We start from the raw sequence: 16,476 nt of genomic DNA, 5'->3' as shown, positions 1-16,476 counted from the left end.
TCTCCACACCTGTGACAACTTGCGAATAGTTGTCAGACAGGATTGCGCCTATGTTATTTTGTGCAATCGACTTCTGGCAAGGGAGGAACCATGCCAAAAAGACGCCTTTCGCTGTATGGCCTGTCCGGCCAGATCGGAAGTATTGCGGTCACGCTGCTCGGATTGCTGCTGCTGACCTTTTTCATCGGCCGCCTGATGCCCGCTGATCCGGTGCGGGCCATCGTCGGCGAGGACGCGACCCGCGAAACCTATGAGCAGGTTTACCATGCGCTCGGTTTCGACCGTCCGCTCTGGCAACAATTCATCTATTATCTCGGCGATGTGTTCACCGGCGATTTCGGAACCTCGATCCGCACGGGCCAGCCCGTCATCCAGGATATCATACGCGTCATGCCGGCGACGATGGAGCTTGCGACCTTCGCGATCCTGATCGGTGCCGGCCTCGGGATTCCCATGGGGGTCTATGCCGCCGTCAAGAAAGACCGCTGGCAGGACCATCTGGTGCGGGTGCTCAGCCTGTTCGGCCATTCCATGCCGATTTTCTGGACCGGTATGATTGCCCTGATCGTTTTTTACGCCCATCTCGGGCTTGTCGGCGCCGGTGGCCGCATGGACCAGTTCTATATCGGTCTCGTGGAGGAACGAACGGGCTTCCTGCTCATCGACAGCCTGCTGGCGGGCGATATGGAAGTCTTCTGGTCGGCCATCAATCACCTCATTCTGCCCGCCGCTCTGCTCGGTTATTCGTCGTCGGCCTATATCACCCGTATGACGCGAAGCTTCATGCTCGACCAGCTGGGCCAGGAATATGTGACGACCGCGCGCGTCAAAGGCCTGTCGCAACGCCAGACGGTGTGGCTGCATGCTTTCGGCAATATTCGTGTGCAGCTCGTCACCATCATTGCGCTTGCTTACGGATCACTGCTGGAAGGCGCTGTCCTTATCGAGACCGTCTTCGCCTGGCCGGGCTTCGGCCAATATCTCACCAGCAATCTCATCATCGGCGACATGAATGCCGTGATGACCTGCGTGCTCATCGTCGGCGTCATTTTCATCGGGCTCAATCTCCTGTCCGACATTCTCTACCGCTTTTTCGATCCGAGGACCCGCTGATGACGGCTCGTGCAGAAACTTCCTTCCGTCTTCCCGTGCCGTTGAACGCGCTGAAGAACATCATCGTCTTCCTGCTGAAAAGCCCGACATCGGCCTTCGGCCTGGTGATATTGCTACTTCTCGTCATCGCGGCGATTTTCGCGCCCTGGCTTGCGACACATGACCCTTACGTGCAGGATCTCGCCAAGACGTTGCAGCCGCCCGGTAACGGCCATTTCTTCGGCACGGACGAGCTTGGACGCGATATTTACAGTCGCCTTCTGTGGGGCGCGCGCATCACTCTCACCATCATTTCGCTGGTGTCGATCATCGTTGGTCCGGTCGGTCTTCTGGTCGGCACGGCCTCCGGTTATCTCGGCGGCAAGTTCGATACGGTGATGATGCGCATCACGGATATTTTCCTGTCGTTCCCGAGCCTCATCCTGTCGCTCGCCTTCGTGGCCGCGCTCGGACCCAGCCTCAACAATGCGATCATCGCGATCGCGCTCACCTCATGGCCGCCGATCGCGCGGCTCGCACGCGCCGAAGCGATGACATTCCGCAAGGCGGACTACATTGCCGCCGCAAGGCTTCAGGGTGCTTCGCCGCTGCGTATCATCATAAAATCGATCATGCCCATGTGCCTGCCTTCGGTCCTGATCCGTCTGACGCTGAATATGGCGACCGTCATTCTGACCGCCGCCGGCCTCGGCTTCCTAGGCCTTGGCGCGCAGCCGCCGCTGCCTGAATGGGGAGCGATGATCGCGACCGGACGTCGTTACATGCTCGACAGCTGGTGGCTCGTCACTTTCCCCGGCGTTGCGATCCTTTCCGTCAGCCTCGCCTTCAACCTTCTGGGTGACGGCCTGCGGGATGCGCTCGATCCGAAGCAGATGAACCGGAAATAGGGCCATGGAAAAACCAATCCTCGACGTCGAAAATCTTCGCATCCGTTATGGCGGTTCGCCCACCGAGGCCGTGCGCGGCATCTCCTTCACCCTTGGCCGGGAGCGTCTCGGCATTGTCGGCGAAAGCGGCTCGGGCAAGTCCACTGTCGGCCGGGCTTTGCTGCGCCTCCTTCCATCGGCGACCATAACGGCCGACAAGCTTGATTTTGATGGTCTCGATCTTCTGTCGCTCAGTGAGAAGGATATGCTGAAGGTTCGCGGACGGCGTATGTCGATGATCCTTCAGGATCCAAAATTCTCCCTTAATCCCATCCGCCGTGTCGGCGATCAGGTGACGGAGACCTATCTGCGCCATTTCAAGGCGTCGAAATCGGAAGCCCGGGAAAAGGCGCTCGCCATGCTCGATGCGGTGAAAATCCGTGACGCCGCGCGCGTCTACGAGCAATATCCGCACGAGATTTCCGGTGGCATGGGCCAGCGCGTCATGATTGCGATGATGCTGCTTGCCGATCCCCATCTGGTCATTGCCGACGAGCCGACCTCTGCGCTGGATGTGACGGTACGGCTGCAGGTTCTGAATATTCTCGATGGCCTCGTTCGGGATAGAGGCATCGGTCTCATCATGATCAGCCACGACCTCAATCTCGTGCGCAATTTCTGCGACCGGGTACTCATCATGTATGCCGGCCGGGTGGTGGAAACGCTTGCCGCGCGCGACCTCGATCAAGCGCAGCACCCCTACACGCGCGGCCTGCTCGCGGCGCAGCCGCGGATCGGCGGCACGCGTGCGCCACTTGCGGTGCTGGATCGCCGCCCCGAATGGCTGGAGGAGAAAGTATAATGGCCGTTTCCGTTGAAACCCGCGATCTCTCCATCACCTTCGGCAGCGGCCACACGGCGCTGAAAGTGCTGCCTTCGGTGTCCTTTCGCGTCGAGCCGGGCGAGTGTTTCGGTCTGGTCGGTGAAAGCGGTTCGGGCAAATCCACAGTGTTGCGCTGCGTGTCGATGCTGAATGATTTCTGGAGCGGCGAAATCCTCATCAATGGAAAGTCGGTTCGCGACATGCCGCTGATCGAGCGATGCCGCACGTTGCAGATGGTGTTTCAGGATCCCTATGGTTCGCTGCATCCGCGCCAGTCGGTGCGCACCGTTCTCGGAGAATCGCTTGCCATCCATAAACTGGGCGATCGTGAAGAGCGCATGCGCAAGGTGATTACGGATGTCGGTCTTCCCGTGTCGTTCCTGGACCGCTTCCCGCATCAGCTTTCCGGCGGCCAGCGGCAACGCGTGGCGATTGCGCGTGCGCTGATCCTTGAACCGTCGCTGCTTCTGCTCGACGAGCCGACCTCCGCGCTCGATGTTTCGGTGCAGGCCGAAATCCTCAACCTGTTGCAGCGCCTGCGCGAAGAGCGCGGCTTCACCTATATCATGGTGACGCACGATCTCGCCGTGGTCGACCACATGTGCGACCGCTTCGCCGTGATGCTGCGCGGCGAAATCACCGAAATCCTGCCGCGTGAGGCCATCGCCGGCAATGGCGCGACACATCCCTATGCGCGCGAACTGATCGGCGCCTCGCTGGAATATGAAGGCGCATGACACCTCCCAACGCGTGATCGTCCTCCTCCGGGGCGTCACGAATAATAAAATCCTCCTTCCTTGCCCGGCCTTCAGTGCCGGGCAATTTTTTTGGACAACTCCGCCTAGGCTGCTCACATTGCGCCTAACACATTGGGTGAATGGGGCCTTGTTGCCAGCAAAAAGGCGCGGGGTTAGCCGCGCCTTTTCCTACTCGCAGATATGGCAGCCGCTCACCGCTCCTTGCTAACCTCTTCAAAGCGCGAGAGCCAGGGGCTAACGATCATACCCTTGATGTCGCTGCGGAAAGCGGCGGTGTCGACGACTTCGGAGAATGGCTGAATGGACATGACAATCTCGTCCATATAGGCCTGAAGGTCCTCGTAGAGCTTCGTCTGTTTCGCCACGTCGCGCTCGACAAGGGCTTCTTCGATCATCTTGTTCAGCTTTTCATCGAAGAAGCTCGTGCGCCAGCTCTGATAGTTGGTGAGCTTGGCGTCGTCCGCATTGTTCGGATTATAGGCGATGGAGCGCAGGTTATTGTCCGGATGCGGCTGCTGGCCGCCGCCGCCGCGGCCGAGAAGCAGTTCGAAGTTGCGCTCGCGCATGGCGCCGTAAATCTGGTCGCCGGAACCGCTGATAAGTTCGGCCTGGATGCCGGCCTGGGCCAGCGTGTTCTGGATGGCCGTTGCCGCTTTCATGAAGGGGTCTTCCGAAAGCACGCGCAGCGTCGTCTTGAAACCGTTTGGATAACCGGCTTCAGCCAGAAGCGCTTTGGCTTTTGCAATATCGAGCTTGTAACCCTGATCCGGCAGCGCGCCCATCACACCGGTGCTGAGAGAGCGCTGATGCAGCTTGCCGTAATAGGGCATGACCGCCTTGTCGAGACCGTCGTAGTCGATCAGGTAACGCAGGGCTTCGCGCACTTTCTTGTTCGCGAAGCGCTCGTCCTTCATCGAAACGCTGAGGTAATAAAAACCGGAGCCGGGTGTGGATTCGATGGCGATGGTCTTGTCGGCTTCGAGCGACTTCAGGTCCGGCGCCTGCAGGGAATAGGCGACATCGATATCGCCCTTTTCCAGCATCAGCCGCTGCGATTGCGATTCCGGCAGATGGCGCATCAGGACGCGCTTCATCTTGGCTTTTTCACCCCAGTAATCGTCGTTGCGGGTGAGGATGATATATTCGTTGGATTTCCACTGGGTCAGCTTGAACGGGCCGGAGCCCGCCGAATTGAGCGTCAGCCACGCGCCACCGAGATCGCCGTCCTTTTCGTTGGCAAGCGCCGTCTGGCTGTCGATGATCGAGCCGGGCCCATTCTGTGCAAGGATCATCAGCAGCAGGTTGGGATCATCAGGCTTCGGAATATTAAGCACGAAGGTCTGGTCGTTTTCAGCGACGAAAAGCTTGTCGGCATCCTCCAGCTTGAAACCGCGCGTTTTGAGGAAAGACGATTGCGCCAGATTGCGGGCGAGCAAACGTTTCAGGCTCCATGCCACGTCCTTTGCCGTCACGGCGTTACCGGACGCGAACTTGGCGTCGGCGCGCAGGTGGAAGCGGATCGATTTCCGGTCCTCGCCGATTTCCCAACGTTCGGCAAGGCGGGGCTGGACGCTGCGATCTTTGGGCGAAAGCACGACCAGCGTGTCGTAGATATTATTCAGAACCTGCACCGTCTCGCGGCCGGTAATGGCGGCTGGATCAAGGGTCAGGATATTGCTCATGGTCGTGGCGACGATGAGCTGGTCCTTCGGCGTTTCGGCAAAGACGCTGAGCGGCATGGCGCCGATCAGCAGTGCACCGAGGGCTGCGGTTGCAAGAAAATGTCTCATTTTTCCTCCCATACGGCCGGTTCATACGGCCTTCCACGTTTCGATCCGCGCGCCTGTTCCTCCACAGGCTTCGTGTGATCAGCCAAGAATGTCTCTGACCGGAGCGGCGAGCGCCCGGCCGATTGCGGCCGTTGCCGGCGCTTCCAGATGCACGCCATCCACTGGCGAGGCGCTGGCGACCGATCCGGCATCAAAGAAGTGATGTCCAAGTTCGGCGGCGAGTTTGTGGTAGAGCGGCGCAAGCCGTAGTGATTGTCCGATATCGCGGCCGCCCGCCGGTTCTCCAGCGGGGCCTGCGACGCAGGGCGGTGGCGCGACGATCAGAAGCTTAGGCACTGCATCTCGCGGCTTGTAGATGAAGGTCTCGACGATTTGCGCCAGCCGCCGCATGCCCGAAACAGCGGCTTCCGCGCGACCGCCATGCACCGGCTTGATGTCGTTGGTGCCGAGCATGACGATGACGAGATCAAGCGGCATGTGGCACGAAAGCGCGACTTCAAGCGCCCGCGCGCCATTGCGGCAGGCCGGGCCGGCATGGTCGTCATAACAGGTGGTGCGTCCGCCAAGTCCTTCGGCATGAACCTTCGCCTTTCCGGAAAGCTCGGCCTCCAGCACCTCCGGCCAACGATGCTCAGGCCGGTGGCGGAGACCCGTTGCCGGGTCTGCGCCCCAGGTGAGGCTGTCTCCAAAGGCGAGCACGGTTTTCATAGCCTTATCTCACCCGGTTGTTGTCGATGAAATCGAAATCGATATCCTCGCCAAGGCCCGGCCGGTCGGGAACGTGAACGAAGCCATCGCGGTCCATCGGGTCGGACAAAGACTTCAGATAGTCGTGGCCGTCATCATATTCGAGGAAGGGATGCAGGAGGCCGCGCTCGTACCAGCGGCAATTCTTGGTGGCGGCGACCACATGCAGGTTCATGGCCGTATTGCCATGCACCTCGCATTCCATGCCGAAGGCTTCGGCCAGATGCATGGTCTTGAGCGCCGGCGTGATGCCGCCGACATCGTTGACGCCGGTGCGAAGAATATCGCAGGCGCCGGCCTTGATCCATTCTGCGCGGTGCCAGTGCTTGCCAGCAGCACTTTCCGGGCCGACGACGGGAATATCGAGATTGTCGGCGAGCCACTTGTAGGAGGAGAGCGACTGCTCATCCATCGGCTCTTCGATCCAGTCGAAGCCGAGCTTTTCAAGGCCACGTCCCAATGCCAGCGCATCGGTGCGGGAATACCAGTGAAAGGCGTCGATCATCAGGCGGATATCGGGCCCGACCGCCTCGCGCACGGCCGCGCAGGCTTTGAGGTCCATCTTCACATCCGGCGCCCAGCTGACGGGCGGCATCCAGGTGTGAAGCTTGATGCCCTTGTAACCGCGCTTCACCAGCGTTTCGGCGAACCGGCCATAGTCTTCAGGCGTTGCAAGGCCGCCTTCCAGCTCGTCGCCGCACATGATCGAGCCATAGGCGAGCACCTTGTCGCGATAACCGCCGATCAACTTGTATACAGGTTGTCCGAGGCTGCGGCCGGCAAGGTCCCAGAGCGCGCAGTCCACCACCGCCAGCGTGCGGTCCGTCAGCTGCGCCGCCGAGCCGCGTTGCCAGTGAGCAAGGTCCTGCCAAAGGCGTTCCCGGTCGCGATGATCCTCGCCGATCAGCACCTTCTTGACGAATTTTTCGATGACATGCGGGCGAACGATTTCCGGCGCTGTGAAGGAATGGCCTTCCTGTCCGTCTTCCGTGCGGATGGTCAGCATGGCCTGTTCCACCTGATGCGCCGGACCCGGATGTGCGTGACCGGCACTGTCCGAGTGCCGACGGGTCGTCGTGCGGAAAACACGGACCTCGACGTCGGTGATGATCATAATTCCTCCCTCATGCAGGTATCGCAGCGTTCGTGGTGGCTGCAATGTCATACATGTATGCGTTATTTGTCAACATATATGATAATCTGTATTACATGTTGGGAAGGAAAATCAAGGACATTCGCGCGGCGCTCGATATGTCGGCGTATTTACAAGGATGGAGAGGAGATAAAGCGACCGCCCCTCGAGGATTAATCTATAATTTTAGTAGACTACTGAATCGCGCAACGATCTTTCAAAAATCGCCGGGACTATAAAAGACCATGCCGCGCCAGCGATGCCGGTCATCGTGCATTCTGCTTGGGTATGCGCGGTACTGGATGATGGCCGCACCTGCGCTGTCTGAGCTTCATCATGCCTCAACAAACATTCCCGGATGCACACCATGCCTCTTTCCCATATCTCGCATTTTGCTTTTCTGGTTCCCGGCAACTATCACGATGATGATCCTGCGCAGGGGCTGGAGGAAACTCTGCAGCTTTTCGAAGCCGGCGAGGCGCTGGGTTATGATAGCGCCTGGGTCCGCCAGCGCCATCTGGAACGCGGCGTGTCCTCGGCCGCTACCTTTCTCGCGGCGGCGTCGCAGCGCACCAAGCGGATTGGCCTCGGCACCGCCGTCATTCAACTGGGTTATGAAAACCCTTTCAGGCTGGCGGAAGATCTCGCCACCGTGGATGTGCTGTCACACGGACGGTTGAATGTCGGCGTTTCCGTCGGTGCGCCGCCCTTCGCCCATCTGATTTCGGATTATGTCGATACGGCACCCGATGCGGATTACAGCCATGCCCGTGCCGAGAAGCTCGCCAGGGCCTTGAGATCAGAACCGCTGTCCAGCGAAACGGAGGCGGGCAATGCAGCGGGCGCGCAGGTGCCGCGCCTTCGGCCCTTCGCCAAGGGGTTGACCGACCGGCTGTGGTATGGCGGCGGATCGCAGAATTCCGCACGCTGGGCGGGGAAGGCGGGATTCAATCTGCTGACCGGCAATATCGTCAGCGGTGAAAATACCGATGATTTTCTGACGGCGCAGGCGGCCCTCGTCAGCCGCTTTCGGCAGGAATGGGCGCATGAGCGCCAGCCGCGCGTCGCCCTTGGCCGCGTGATTTTACCGACAGACAGTGCCAGCCCGGCGACACGCCGCCGTTATGCGGAGTTTGCGGCCGAGCGCGACAAGCGCACGCATGCGCCGCATGGTGCGCGCCGCACGCTTTTTCTGCCTGATATTGTAGGGACGACGGATGAAATTCTGGAGAAGCTGTTGCGCGATCCCGTTCTGCCGCATGTCTTGGAATTCCGTCTGGAACTGCCCTATGAATTCCAGCCGGAAGACTATCGCCAGATCGTGACGGATTTCGCGTCCGTCGTGCCGCAGCTTTCCGGCGGGCGGCCGGTTCTGAAAGTGGCGACAGCTCAATAGCGCGTTCACAACGTCGCCATTCCTGCGCCGAGCGTGGGAATGGCGAACGAGAGGAACAGCGTCAGTCCGGTTGAGGCAGGCCGTATCTCTCGCGTATGGTCGTGCCTTCGTATTCGCGCGGATAAACGCCGCGGTCTTGCAGCACCGGCACGACTTGTTCGACGAATTCGGCGATATCGTCAGGGGCACGGGGCGGCTGCAACGTGTAGCCGTCAACCGTTCCGTCCTGCCAGAGATCGATGATACCGTCCGCCACCTCTTCCGCTGTGCCGAGCAGCAGCCGGTGATGCCCCTCCGAGCGCCGCACGGCCTCGCGGGCGGTGAGCTTTTCATGGGTCAGCAGTTCGGAAAGGCCAAGCCCCATGCCTACTGCCCATTGGCGGTTCTGGTCGGGAATGAAGTGCTCGCCATCCAGTTTCGCGTCGGGATCGAAATCGCGGGGATCGATACCGTTTTCCTTAGCGAAGCGTGCCAGAAGACCGTCTTCCGAGCCGGTTCCGCTGTAGAGTTCGTGTTTGCGCAGCGCTTCCTCGCGCGTCTCGCCGAGAATGACGACGAGGCCGGGAACGATGCGGATGCCCGAGGGATCGCGGCCGAAAGACACTGCGCGGTCACGGACCTTTTTGCCAAAGGCCTGGCCGGCGGGACGGGACAATATGTTGCAATAGATAATCTCGCCATGACGTGCCGCCAGATCGATGCCGCCCTCGGAAGCGCCCGCCTGAGCGATGACGGGGTGCCCCTGCGGTCCACGAGGGACGTTGAGCGGGCCTTTGACATGGAAATATTGCCCCTCGTGATCGATGGTCTCGGCCGTCGCCGCATCCCAGAAGCGGCCTTCCGGCACCTCGCCTTCGCGGCGCGGATCCCAGCTCGACCAGAGCTTTTTCGCGACATCGAGAAATTCCGTGGCCTTGGCGTATCGCTCATTGCGCGGCGGCAACGGGTCGTTGCCGAAATTGGCGGCGACGTTCGGATTGAAGGAGGAGACGATGTTGACGATCAACCGACCGCCCGTGACGATATCGATGGATTGCGTTCGTCTCGCAAAATTATAGGGCGAGTTATAGGTGGAGGACACCGTCGCCACGAACCCGATGTCCGGCACCTGTGCGGCAAGCGATGTGGAAAGGATGAGCGGATCGATGGTGTGAAACGGCCGGCTTGTCGGGTCGGTCAGCAATGCCGGGTGATCCGAAAGGAAAACGGCGTCGAACCGGCCTTTGTGAGCCAGTTCCGTCAGTCGCCGGTAATAGCCGATATCGTTGATATCGTGCCGGTCTCCGCTCCTGTATTTCCAGGCATTGGCGAGGTATCCGGTGGTATTGATGCCGACATTGAGATTGAGCCGGCGTTTGTTCGTGCTCATGCTGCCACTTTTTCTTTCAGGTCTGTTGGATTGCCGGCTTGCGGGTCCGGCGCAATTGCGGGGAAGCGTAACAGCCGGTGTTCCGGTCGCGAGTTAAAAATCCTTGCTGTCAGGAGAAGAAAAACTTCCGAGCCATGGCCGACGCTCTTAAGGAGACGCTCACATCGAGTGCCACTCTCCGCCGAAGTATCGCTCGAGAGTGACGCCGTTTCCGAAAAGATATTTTACCGGAAGCACGAAGCCATGCTGATATGGAAACGAATTTCCTCAATGGCCTCTCAAATAGTACACTTTATCTATAGAAAATATTTTATGGCGTGTAGCGTGTCGTAGAGATCGCAATTGAGAGGACGAACGCCATGGCTGATGCGGCCCTTCGCAAGGTAACCCACCCTGAAACCGTCTGGTACACGCGCTGCCCGGCGCCAACGCCGCTTTCCATCGCGGTGCAGCTTGGCTGGATCGAGGAGAGTTTCGCCGGCCACGGCATTACTGTTTCCTCCATTCGCGATGCGGCGGATCCGGCCATTCGCCAGAGCCATTTCGATCACCGTCTGGACTGGTCCTTCCGTCAGGGCGGCAATATTCCGCCTATCTGGGCAAAATCTGGTGGACGCCAGACGCGTCTTGTCGGGTTGACCAGGACCGACGAGTTTCAGGCGGTCATAGCCCTGCCAGCCAGCGGGATAACAAAGGGCGGCGAGCTGAAGGGCCGGCGCATCGGGCTGCCGAAACGACCGAACGAAACCATCGACTTCCAGCGCGCGACATCGCTCAAGGGCATCGTGTCGGCACTGACCGTTTCCGGCCTTTCCGTGGCGGAGGTCGAGCTGGTCGATCTCACCGCAACCGAGCCGGTGCTGCTCGGTCCGGCTGATGACAGGTTCCATGGCCTGCGCCGACGGCTGCCCTATGGGGAGGAGATCGCGGCACTGCATCGCGGAAAGATCGATGCGTTTTTTGTCAAAGGGGCGGAGGGCGTCACCGTCGCCAATCTCATTGGCGCGCAGGTCGTCGTGTCGACCGGCTTTCACCCCGATCCGAAAATCCGCATCAATAACGGCACGCCACGTCCTTTGACCGTGGATGCCACCTTTGCCGATGAAAGGCCCGATCTCGTCGCCGACCTCGTGGCCACGGTACAGCGGGTTGCCGGCTGGGCGAATGACAATCCGGCGGAAGCGGTGCGTTTCATCGCCCGCGAGATCGGCGTCAGCGAGGAAGCGGTTTTCGCCGCCAACGGAGCGGATGTGTACCGAAACCTGAGGCTCGATCTCGATCCGGCGGAGCTGGATGCGCTCAGCCACTTCAAGGATTTCCTGCTGGAATGGAAATTCATCCCTGACGATTTCGATGTGAGCGACTGGGCCGATCCGCGCGCCCCTTCTTTACTGCAACCGGCTGCGGCGAAGTGAGGGCGTCATGACAGCAACCATTCTTGTAACGGGTGCAACCGGCAAGCTCGGCCAACGCGTCGTCAGCCGCCTTTTGCAAAAAGAGGCGAAGGTTAGGGTGCTGACCCGCCGGGGTGAGGACGCGCACAAGCTCTGGGGCGACAGGGTGGATATTTCGGAGGGTAATTTCTCCGATCCGGCCAGCCTGAAAGAGGCCTCACGCGCAATAGACACGGTGTTCCTGCTTTCCCCAATCGGTGAAACGCTGGCGGCGGACCAGAAGGCGGTCATTGATGCCGCTCTCTCCGCCAGCGTATCGCGGATCGCGAAAATATCCGGCTCCGACTGGACCATCGCCAATGCCGCACGCTCCATCTCGGGTGCTGCCCATGCCGAGGTCGAAAAACATCTGTCCGGGAGCGGCATTGCGCATACGGTGCTAAGGCCGAATGCCTGGATGCAGGTGGCGCTGGAACTCGTCGTCGCAGCACTACGCAAGGGGGAGGATGTGCCCGCCCGTTTCGGCGATGCGGCCGTTTCCTTCATTGATGCCGACGATATAGCCGATGTGGCGGTTCACGCCTTGACTGCGAGCACGTCTGTTTCCGGCGCCTTTGTACTAACCGGCGGTGAAGCCTTGACGGCGCTGGAAATCGCCCGCATCGCGGCCCGTATCCTGCATCGCCCCGTGGGGATATCGCATCATTCCGCTTCCGTTTTTCCGCCGCATATCGGAGCGTTCGAACAGAAAGCGATTGGTGAATTCGGCCAACTTATCCGCGAGGGCCTCGCGGCCTCCGTCAACGACAACATCGAGCAGATTACCGGTCGGCTGCCCCGCAGTGTGGAGGCCTATTTGCGCGCCCGGCTGGCAGCGACCACCCCGCAGGGTAATCATTCCGAGGGAGAAAAGACATGGCGCTGACTGTTTCACTGCCTGAAGGTCCCGAACTGAAAAGCCCCACTGATTTCGAAGACAGCCCGCTCAGCCGCGCAGCGAAACAGCCACTGATGCTGGGGCTGTTCCTCAATCTGCAGGACATCAACTTCTCCACCCTGCCAACCAGCAATAGCTGGACCTTCGACTACAATGCGGAGCTGGTGAAGCGCGCGGAGGAGCTTGGTTTCGAAATCGCCTTCAGCCGCACGCAATGGCTGCCCAAGGGCGGTTATGACGGCGAATCCTCGCTCGACAGTTTCATCGCACTCGGTGCCATGGTGGCGGTCACGAAGAGTATTCTTCTGATCTCCACCATTCATGTGCTTTACGGTCCACTGCATCCGCTTCATCTCGCCAAATATGGCGCGACGCTGGATCATATCGCCAGGGGACGATGGGGCATCAACATCGTCACCGGCCATCGCGCCATCGAGCATGAAATGTTCGGCTGGCAGCGGATCGACCATGACAAGCGCTACGACATGGCGGGCGAGTTGTTCGATGTGCTTCACCGCCTGTGGGGTGAAACCGAAAACTTCTCCTATGAGGGTAAGCTTAACCCCTGGGCCATCAACAACGGCTGGATAACGCCAAAGCCCGCCTTTGGCCGCCCGCCGCTGGTGACGGCGACCGGCTCGCCGGCCGGTATCGATTTCGCCGCGCGCCATTCCGATCTGGTTTTCGTTACCTCGCCCGGCGGCGCGCATATCGACAGCGCGCTGGAAACGCTTCCCGATCATATCGCCACCATCAAGAACCGCGCCAGGGCCTATGGCCGTCAGGTGAAGACGCTCATCAATCCGATCATCGTCAGCCGTGACACGGAGAAGCAAGCGATCGCCTATGCCGACGCTATCGAGGCGGGAAAACCGCAGCCCGGCACCCGTGCCTTTGCGACCAACAATTACGAAAGCGACGCCCATGCCTGGCGTGGCCGCGGCGATGCGCGCCACAAGCAGGGGCGCAATCTCGGCGGCAATATCGAAATAATCGGCTCGCCGGAGCAGGTGGTCGAGCAGCTTGTCGGCTTGAAAAAGGCTGGCATCGATGGCGTGCAGCTGAATTTCTACGATTTCCGCGAAGATCTCGAATATTTCGCTGAGCGCATTCTGCCCTTGATGAAGGAGGCTGGCCTGAGGCTTTGACGCCTCTCCCACCTCAGATTTCCAGTTCTGAAGCTGAGCACTTCGCAATCACAGAGATTGCGAGAACGATCTTTTTTGCCCTGAGGAGATACCGTGAATATTGCCGTCGATCCCGTCAAAACGCCCGCGCCGAAAGTCATAGACCGGATCGGGACCTATGTTCCCGAACTCGTCTCCATCCGCCACGATCTGCACCAGCATCCGGAAATCGGTTTCGAAGAGGTGCGCACCTCCGGCATCGTCGCCGAGAAACTCACCTCCTGGGGCATTGAGGTGCATCGCGGTTATGGCAAGACCGGCGTGGTCGGCGTGCTGCGTGGCCGCCATGCCGGCAACCGTTCAATCGGGTTGAGGGCGGATATGGATGCCCTGCCGATGCCGGAAGAAACCGGGCTGCCTTATGCATCCGTCTATCCCGGCAAGTTCCACGGCTGCGGGCATGATGTGCACACCACCATATTGCTTGGCACCGCCCGCTATCTGGCGGAAACCCGTGATTTCGCCGGCACGGTGATTTTCATTTTCCAGCCCGCCGAGGAAGGTCTGGGTGGCGCACGCGCCATGATCGCCGATGGGTTATTCAAGGATTTCCCCGTCGATGAAATTTACGGGTTGCACAATTCCTCCCATGCAGCACCCAACCATCTGAAGGTTTCGCCGGGCACCATTCTGGCAGGCGCCGATTTCTTCGATATCCGGCTGAAGGGCAGGGGCGCGCATGCGGCTCACCCGGATGTCTCGCGTGATCCGGTGCCGGCGACGGGTGAACTCATCCAGGCCTTGCAGACCATCGTCAGCCGCAATGTGCCGCCGACCGATCCAGCCGTCTTGTCGATCACTCGCATCGAGGCGGGATCGGCCTATAACGTCATCCCCGAAACGGCCTCGATTGCAGGCACGGTGCGGGCCTTCTCCGACAGCGTGCGCGAAACGATCCGCGGCCGTATCCGCACCATCTCGGATCATATTGCCGCGGCTCACGGCCTGACCGCCGAGGTGGATATTCGCGACATATTCTCGGTTCTGACCAATGACGACGCGTCGGTGGAGATTGTGGCCGGGGTGGCGCGCGAAGTTCTCGGAGACGAGCGCGTTTCCACCGAGCCCAGCCGCTTCATGGGCAGCGAGGATTTCGCCGATCTCCTGAAACATGCGCCCGGTGCGTTTTTCACCCTCGGTCATTCCGGCACCGTGCCTGCCCATAATCCCGGTTTCATTGTCGACGATGCCATCCTGCCGGTCGGCGCCACCTTGTTTGCCCGGCTGGTCGAAACCCGGCTGAAGCCTGCCTGAAAATTTGAAAACAAGCCTGCAAGAGGAAACATCCATGGATATTACAAGACGTAAGACATTGCTTTTGAGTGCTGCGCTAGGTGCGGCCATGCTGCTGCCATCCCTGCCGGTGCTGGCGGCGGAAACGCCGAAAAAGGGCGGTATTGTCACCCTTGCGGGTCTCGGTGAGCCGACGACGCTTGTGCCCCTTTCCGATTCCAATACGCGCACGCGCGCCATTTCCACCAAGATCCTGGAAGGATTGGTGCGCTTCGACAGCGAGTTCAAGCCGCATCCGGTTCTCGCCGAAAGCTGGGAAACCTCCGCCGACGGGCTGCGCTACACCTTCAAGCTGCGCAAGGGCGTCAAATGGCATGATGGCAAGGATTTCACCGCACAGGATGTGAAATTTTCCCTGCTTGCCTTCAAGAAGGTGGGCCCACGCGGCCGTATCACTTTCGCCAATGTTGCCGATATCGAAACGCCCGATCCGCTGACGGCGGTAGTGGTGCTTTCCAAACCGGCACCCTATCTTCTGCGGGCGTTGACCGGTGGCGAAACGCCCATTTTGCCGGCCCATGCCTATGCTTCGGAAAACTACAATGAGAGCCCGAACGGCAACGCGCCCGTTGGCACCGGCCCCTTCGTGTTCGAGGAATGGAAACGCGGCAGTTATGTGAAGCTCAAGAAGAACCCGAACTACTGGCAGGCCGATCTTCCCTATCTCGATGGCTTCGTGGCGCGGTTCGTCGCTGACGCGGCCTCCACCACCATCTCGGTGGAAACGGGCGAGGCGGATTATACCGCCGATGTCTCCTACAGCGATCTGGAGCGTTTGCGGCAAAATCCCAAGCTTTCGGTGGAGGTCTATACCGACTCCTATCTCAATAACGCCGCCGTATTCGAGTTCAATCTGGAGAACCCGATCCTCGCGAAAAAGGAGGTGCGGCACGCGCTGGCCCATGCCATCGACCGCAATTTCATCAACGACGCGATCTTCTTCGGCACGGCGAAACCCGCCGGTTCGAACATTCCAGCGGTCTTCACCGCCTATAATGACGAGAAGCCCTTTACCTATCCTTTCGATCTGGCCAAAGCGAACGAGCTGCTGGACAAGGCGGGGTATCCGAGGGGTGCGGATGGCACGCGTTTTTCGCTGCGGCTGGCCTTCCTGCCCTCCGACGTCTTCCGCAAAACCTCCGAATATCTACGCTCGTCCTTTGGCAAGCTCGGCGTGAAGGTGGATATCGTTGAAGGCGATCTCGCCACCTTCATCAAGCGCGTCTATACGGAGCGCGGTTTTGACCTGACGGTGAACGGCATCAGCCGGTTGTTTGATCCGACAGCGGGCGTGCAGCGGCTCTACTGGTCCGATGGCATCAAGAAACCCGCGCCATACGTCAATGCCGCCCACTACAACAATCCGAGGGTGGATGAGCTTTTCCGCGCCGCCGCGATTGAAGTGGATGAAACGAAACGGGCGGGGCAGTTCCACGATATCCAGAAAATCACCGGTGACGAATTGCCGAATTTCTCTATCGTCGCCCTGCCGACCGTCATTCTGCGCAACACCAGCCTGCAGTCTCTCGTCACCACCATCGACATTGCCTATGGCGATCTGTCGACGGCCTGGAAGAACGAGTGAGCGTTTTGCATATGGCATTGAAAAAC

General features: G+C 59.8%; 14 protein-coding genes. 10 read left to right on the top strand and 4 right to left on the bottom strand.

Annotated features, from left to right (window positions below):
* Nucleotides 1–90: 90 nt before the first annotated feature.
* Genes CRP02_RS06070 through CRP02_RS06055 form a run of 4 tightly spaced genes read left to right on the top strand, consistent with a single transcriptional unit; the run spans nucleotide 91 to nucleotide 3,599 of the window.
* Complete coding sequence (locus CRP02_RS06070) at nucleotides 91–1,113, top strand: ABC transporter permease (protein WP_097170557.1); 1,023 nt, start codon at nucleotides 91–93, stop codon at nucleotides 1,111–1,113.
* The gene (locus tag CRP02_RS06065) at nucleotides 1,113–2,000 is read left to right on the top strand and encodes an ABC transporter permease (RefSeq protein ID WP_097100039.1); all 888 of its coding nucleotides are present in this window, start codon (nucleotides 1,113–1,115) and stop codon (nucleotides 1,998–2,000) included. The genes CRP02_RS06070 and CRP02_RS06065 overlap by 1 nt, the downstream gene beginning before the upstream one ends.
* A gap of 4 nt (nucleotides 2,001–2,004) precedes the next feature.
* Nucleotides 2,005–2,841 (top strand): ABC transporter ATP-binding protein, encoded by an 837-nt coding sequence (locus CRP02_RS06060; protein ID WP_097170556.1) that lies wholly within the window; start codon nucleotides 2,005–2,007, stop codon nucleotides 2,839–2,841.
* Complete coding sequence (locus tag CRP02_RS06055; protein ID WP_003511153.1) at nucleotides 2,841–3,599, top strand: ABC transporter ATP-binding protein; 759 nt, start codon at nucleotides 2,841–2,843, stop codon at nucleotides 3,597–3,599. Before CRP02_RS06060 ends, CRP02_RS06055 begins: the two co-directional genes overlap by 1 nt.
* Before the next feature lie 212 nt (nucleotides 3,600–3,811).
* Here CRP02_RS06055 and CRP02_RS06050 read toward each other — a convergent pair whose 3' ends face one another.
* The 3 genes from CRP02_RS06050 to CRP02_RS06040 all read right to left on the bottom strand — a co-directional run bounded on the left by CRP02_RS06050 (nucleotide 3,812) and on the right by CRP02_RS06040 (nucleotide 7,271).
* Entirely contained in the window at nucleotides 3,812–5,410 is a 1,599-nt protein-coding gene (locus tag CRP02_RS06050; protein WP_097170555.1) for an ABC transporter substrate-binding protein, read from the bottom strand.
* 78 nt (nucleotides 5,411–5,488) lie between these two features.
* A complete protein-coding gene (locus tag CRP02_RS06045; RefSeq protein WP_097170554.1) occupies nucleotides 5,489–6,118 on the bottom strand; it encodes an SGNH/GDSL hydrolase family protein in 630 nt (209 codons plus the stop codon).
* Between the two features lie 4 nt (nucleotides 6,119–6,122).
* The gene (locus CRP02_RS06040) at nucleotides 6,123–7,271 is read right to left on the bottom strand and encodes a mandelate racemase family protein (protein WP_080801404.1); all 1,149 of its coding nucleotides are present in this window, start codon (nucleotides 7,269–7,271) and stop codon (nucleotides 6,123–6,125) included.
* A gap of 385 nt (nucleotides 7,272–7,656) precedes the next feature.
* Between CRP02_RS06040 and CRP02_RS06035 the strand changes: the two genes are divergently transcribed.
* Nucleotides 7,657–8,685: an LLM class flavin-dependent oxidoreductase gene (locus CRP02_RS06035; protein ID WP_097171263.1), complete on the top strand. Its 1,029-nt coding sequence runs from the start codon at nucleotides 7,657–7,659 to the stop codon at nucleotides 8,683–8,685.
* A 61-nt stretch (nucleotides 8,686–8,746) separates the two neighbouring features.
* On the opposite strand, the gene CRP02_RS06030 is transcribed toward CRP02_RS06035, so the two are convergent.
* The gene (locus CRP02_RS06030; RefSeq protein ID WP_097100041.1) at nucleotides 8,747–10,054 is read right to left on the bottom strand and encodes an NtaA/DmoA family FMN-dependent monooxygenase; all 1,308 of its coding nucleotides are present in this window, start codon (nucleotides 10,052–10,054) and stop codon (nucleotides 8,747–8,749) included.
* Nucleotides 10,055–10,413: 359 nt separating this feature from the next.
* Between CRP02_RS06030 and CRP02_RS06025 the strand changes: the two genes are divergently transcribed.
* The 5 genes from CRP02_RS06025 (at nucleotide 10,414) to CRP02_RS06005 (ending at nucleotide 16,450) form a co-directional block, all read left to right on the top strand.
* Nucleotides 10,414–11,469 carry an ABC transporter substrate-binding protein gene (locus tag CRP02_RS06025; protein ID WP_097170553.1) on the top strand — a complete coding sequence of 352 codons (1,056 nt, stop codon included), beginning with the start codon at nucleotides 10,414–10,416 and terminating at the stop codon, nucleotides 11,467–11,469.
* 7 nt (nucleotides 11,470–11,476) lie between these two features.
* A complete protein-coding gene (locus tag CRP02_RS06020; RefSeq protein ID WP_097170552.1) occupies nucleotides 11,477–12,373 on the top strand; it encodes an NmrA family NAD(P)-binding protein in 897 nt (298 codons plus the stop codon).
* Entirely contained in the window at nucleotides 12,364–13,533 is a 1,170-nt protein-coding gene (locus tag CRP02_RS06015) for an LLM class flavin-dependent oxidoreductase (protein ID WP_097170551.1), read from the top strand. The genes CRP02_RS06020 and CRP02_RS06015 overlap by 10 nt, the downstream gene beginning before the upstream one ends.
* A gap of 93 nt (nucleotides 13,534–13,626) precedes the next feature.
* Nucleotides 13,627–14,826 (top strand): M20 aminoacylase family protein, encoded by a 1,200-nt coding sequence (locus CRP02_RS06010; RefSeq protein ID WP_097170550.1) that lies wholly within the window; start codon nucleotides 13,627–13,629, stop codon nucleotides 14,824–14,826.
* 34 nt (nucleotides 14,827–14,860) lie between these two features.
* On the top strand, nucleotides 14,861–16,450 hold the full coding sequence (locus tag CRP02_RS06005; RefSeq protein ID WP_179783952.1) for an ABC transporter substrate-binding protein: 1,590 nt from the start codon (nucleotides 14,861–14,863) through the stop codon (nucleotides 16,448–16,450).
* The last annotated feature ends 26 nt before the right edge of the window (nucleotides 16,451–16,476 follow it).

This window comes from Rhizobium sp. AN5 (assembly GCF_900215255.1).
Classification (GTDB): domain Bacteria; phylum Pseudomonadota; class Alphaproteobacteria; order Rhizobiales; family Rhizobiaceae; genus Agrobacterium; species Agrobacterium tumefaciens.
This window is presented reverse-complemented; position numbering and strand designations above follow the sequence as displayed.

Excerpts from the sequence above, each read along its gene's own strand:
- CRP02_RS06070 (WP_097170557.1), top strand. The coding sequence starts at position 91 with ATGCCAAAAAGACGCCTTTCGCTGTATGGCCTGTCCGGCCAGATCGGA.
- CRP02_RS06065 (WP_097100039.1), top strand. The coding sequence starts at position 1,113 with ATGACGGCTCGTGCAGAAACTTCCTTCCGTCTTCCCGTGCCGTTGAAC.
- CRP02_RS06060 (WP_097170556.1), top strand. The coding sequence starts at position 2,005 with ATGGAAAAACCAATCCTCGACGTCGAAAATCTTCGCATCCGTTATGGC.
- CRP02_RS06055 (WP_003511153.1), top strand. The coding sequence starts at position 2,841 with ATGGCCGTTTCCGTTGAAACCCGCGATCTCTCCATCACCTTCGGCAGC.
- CRP02_RS06050 (WP_097170555.1), bottom strand. The coding sequence starts at position 5,410 with ATGAGACATTTTCTTGCAACCGCAGCCCTCGGTGCACTGCTGATCGGC.
- CRP02_RS06045 (WP_097170554.1), bottom strand. The coding sequence starts at position 6,118 with ATGAAAACCGTGCTCGCCTTTGGAGACAGCCTCACCTGGGGCGCAGAC.
- CRP02_RS06040 (WP_080801404.1), bottom strand. The coding sequence starts at position 7,271 with ATGATCATCACCGACGTCGAGGTCCGTGTTTTCCGCACGACGACCCGT.
- CRP02_RS06035 (WP_097171263.1), top strand. The coding sequence starts at position 7,657 with ATGCCTCTTTCCCATATCTCGCATTTTGCTTTTCTGGTTCCCGGCAAC.
- CRP02_RS06030 (WP_097100041.1), bottom strand. The coding sequence starts at position 10,054 with ATGAGCACGAACAAACGCCGGCTCAATCTCAATGTCGGCATCAATACC.
- CRP02_RS06025 (WP_097170553.1), top strand. The coding sequence starts at position 10,414 with ATGGCTGATGCGGCCCTTCGCAAGGTAACCCACCCTGAAACCGTCTGG.
- CRP02_RS06020 (WP_097170552.1), top strand. The coding sequence starts at position 11,477 with ATGACAGCAACCATTCTTGTAACGGGTGCAACCGGCAAGCTCGGCCAA.
- CRP02_RS06015 (WP_097170551.1), top strand. The coding sequence starts at position 12,364 with ATGGCGCTGACTGTTTCACTGCCTGAAGGTCCCGAACTGAAAAGCCCC.
- CRP02_RS06005 (WP_179783952.1), top strand. The coding sequence starts at position 14,861 with ATGGATATTACAAGACGTAAGACATTGCTTTTGAGTGCTGCGCTAGGT.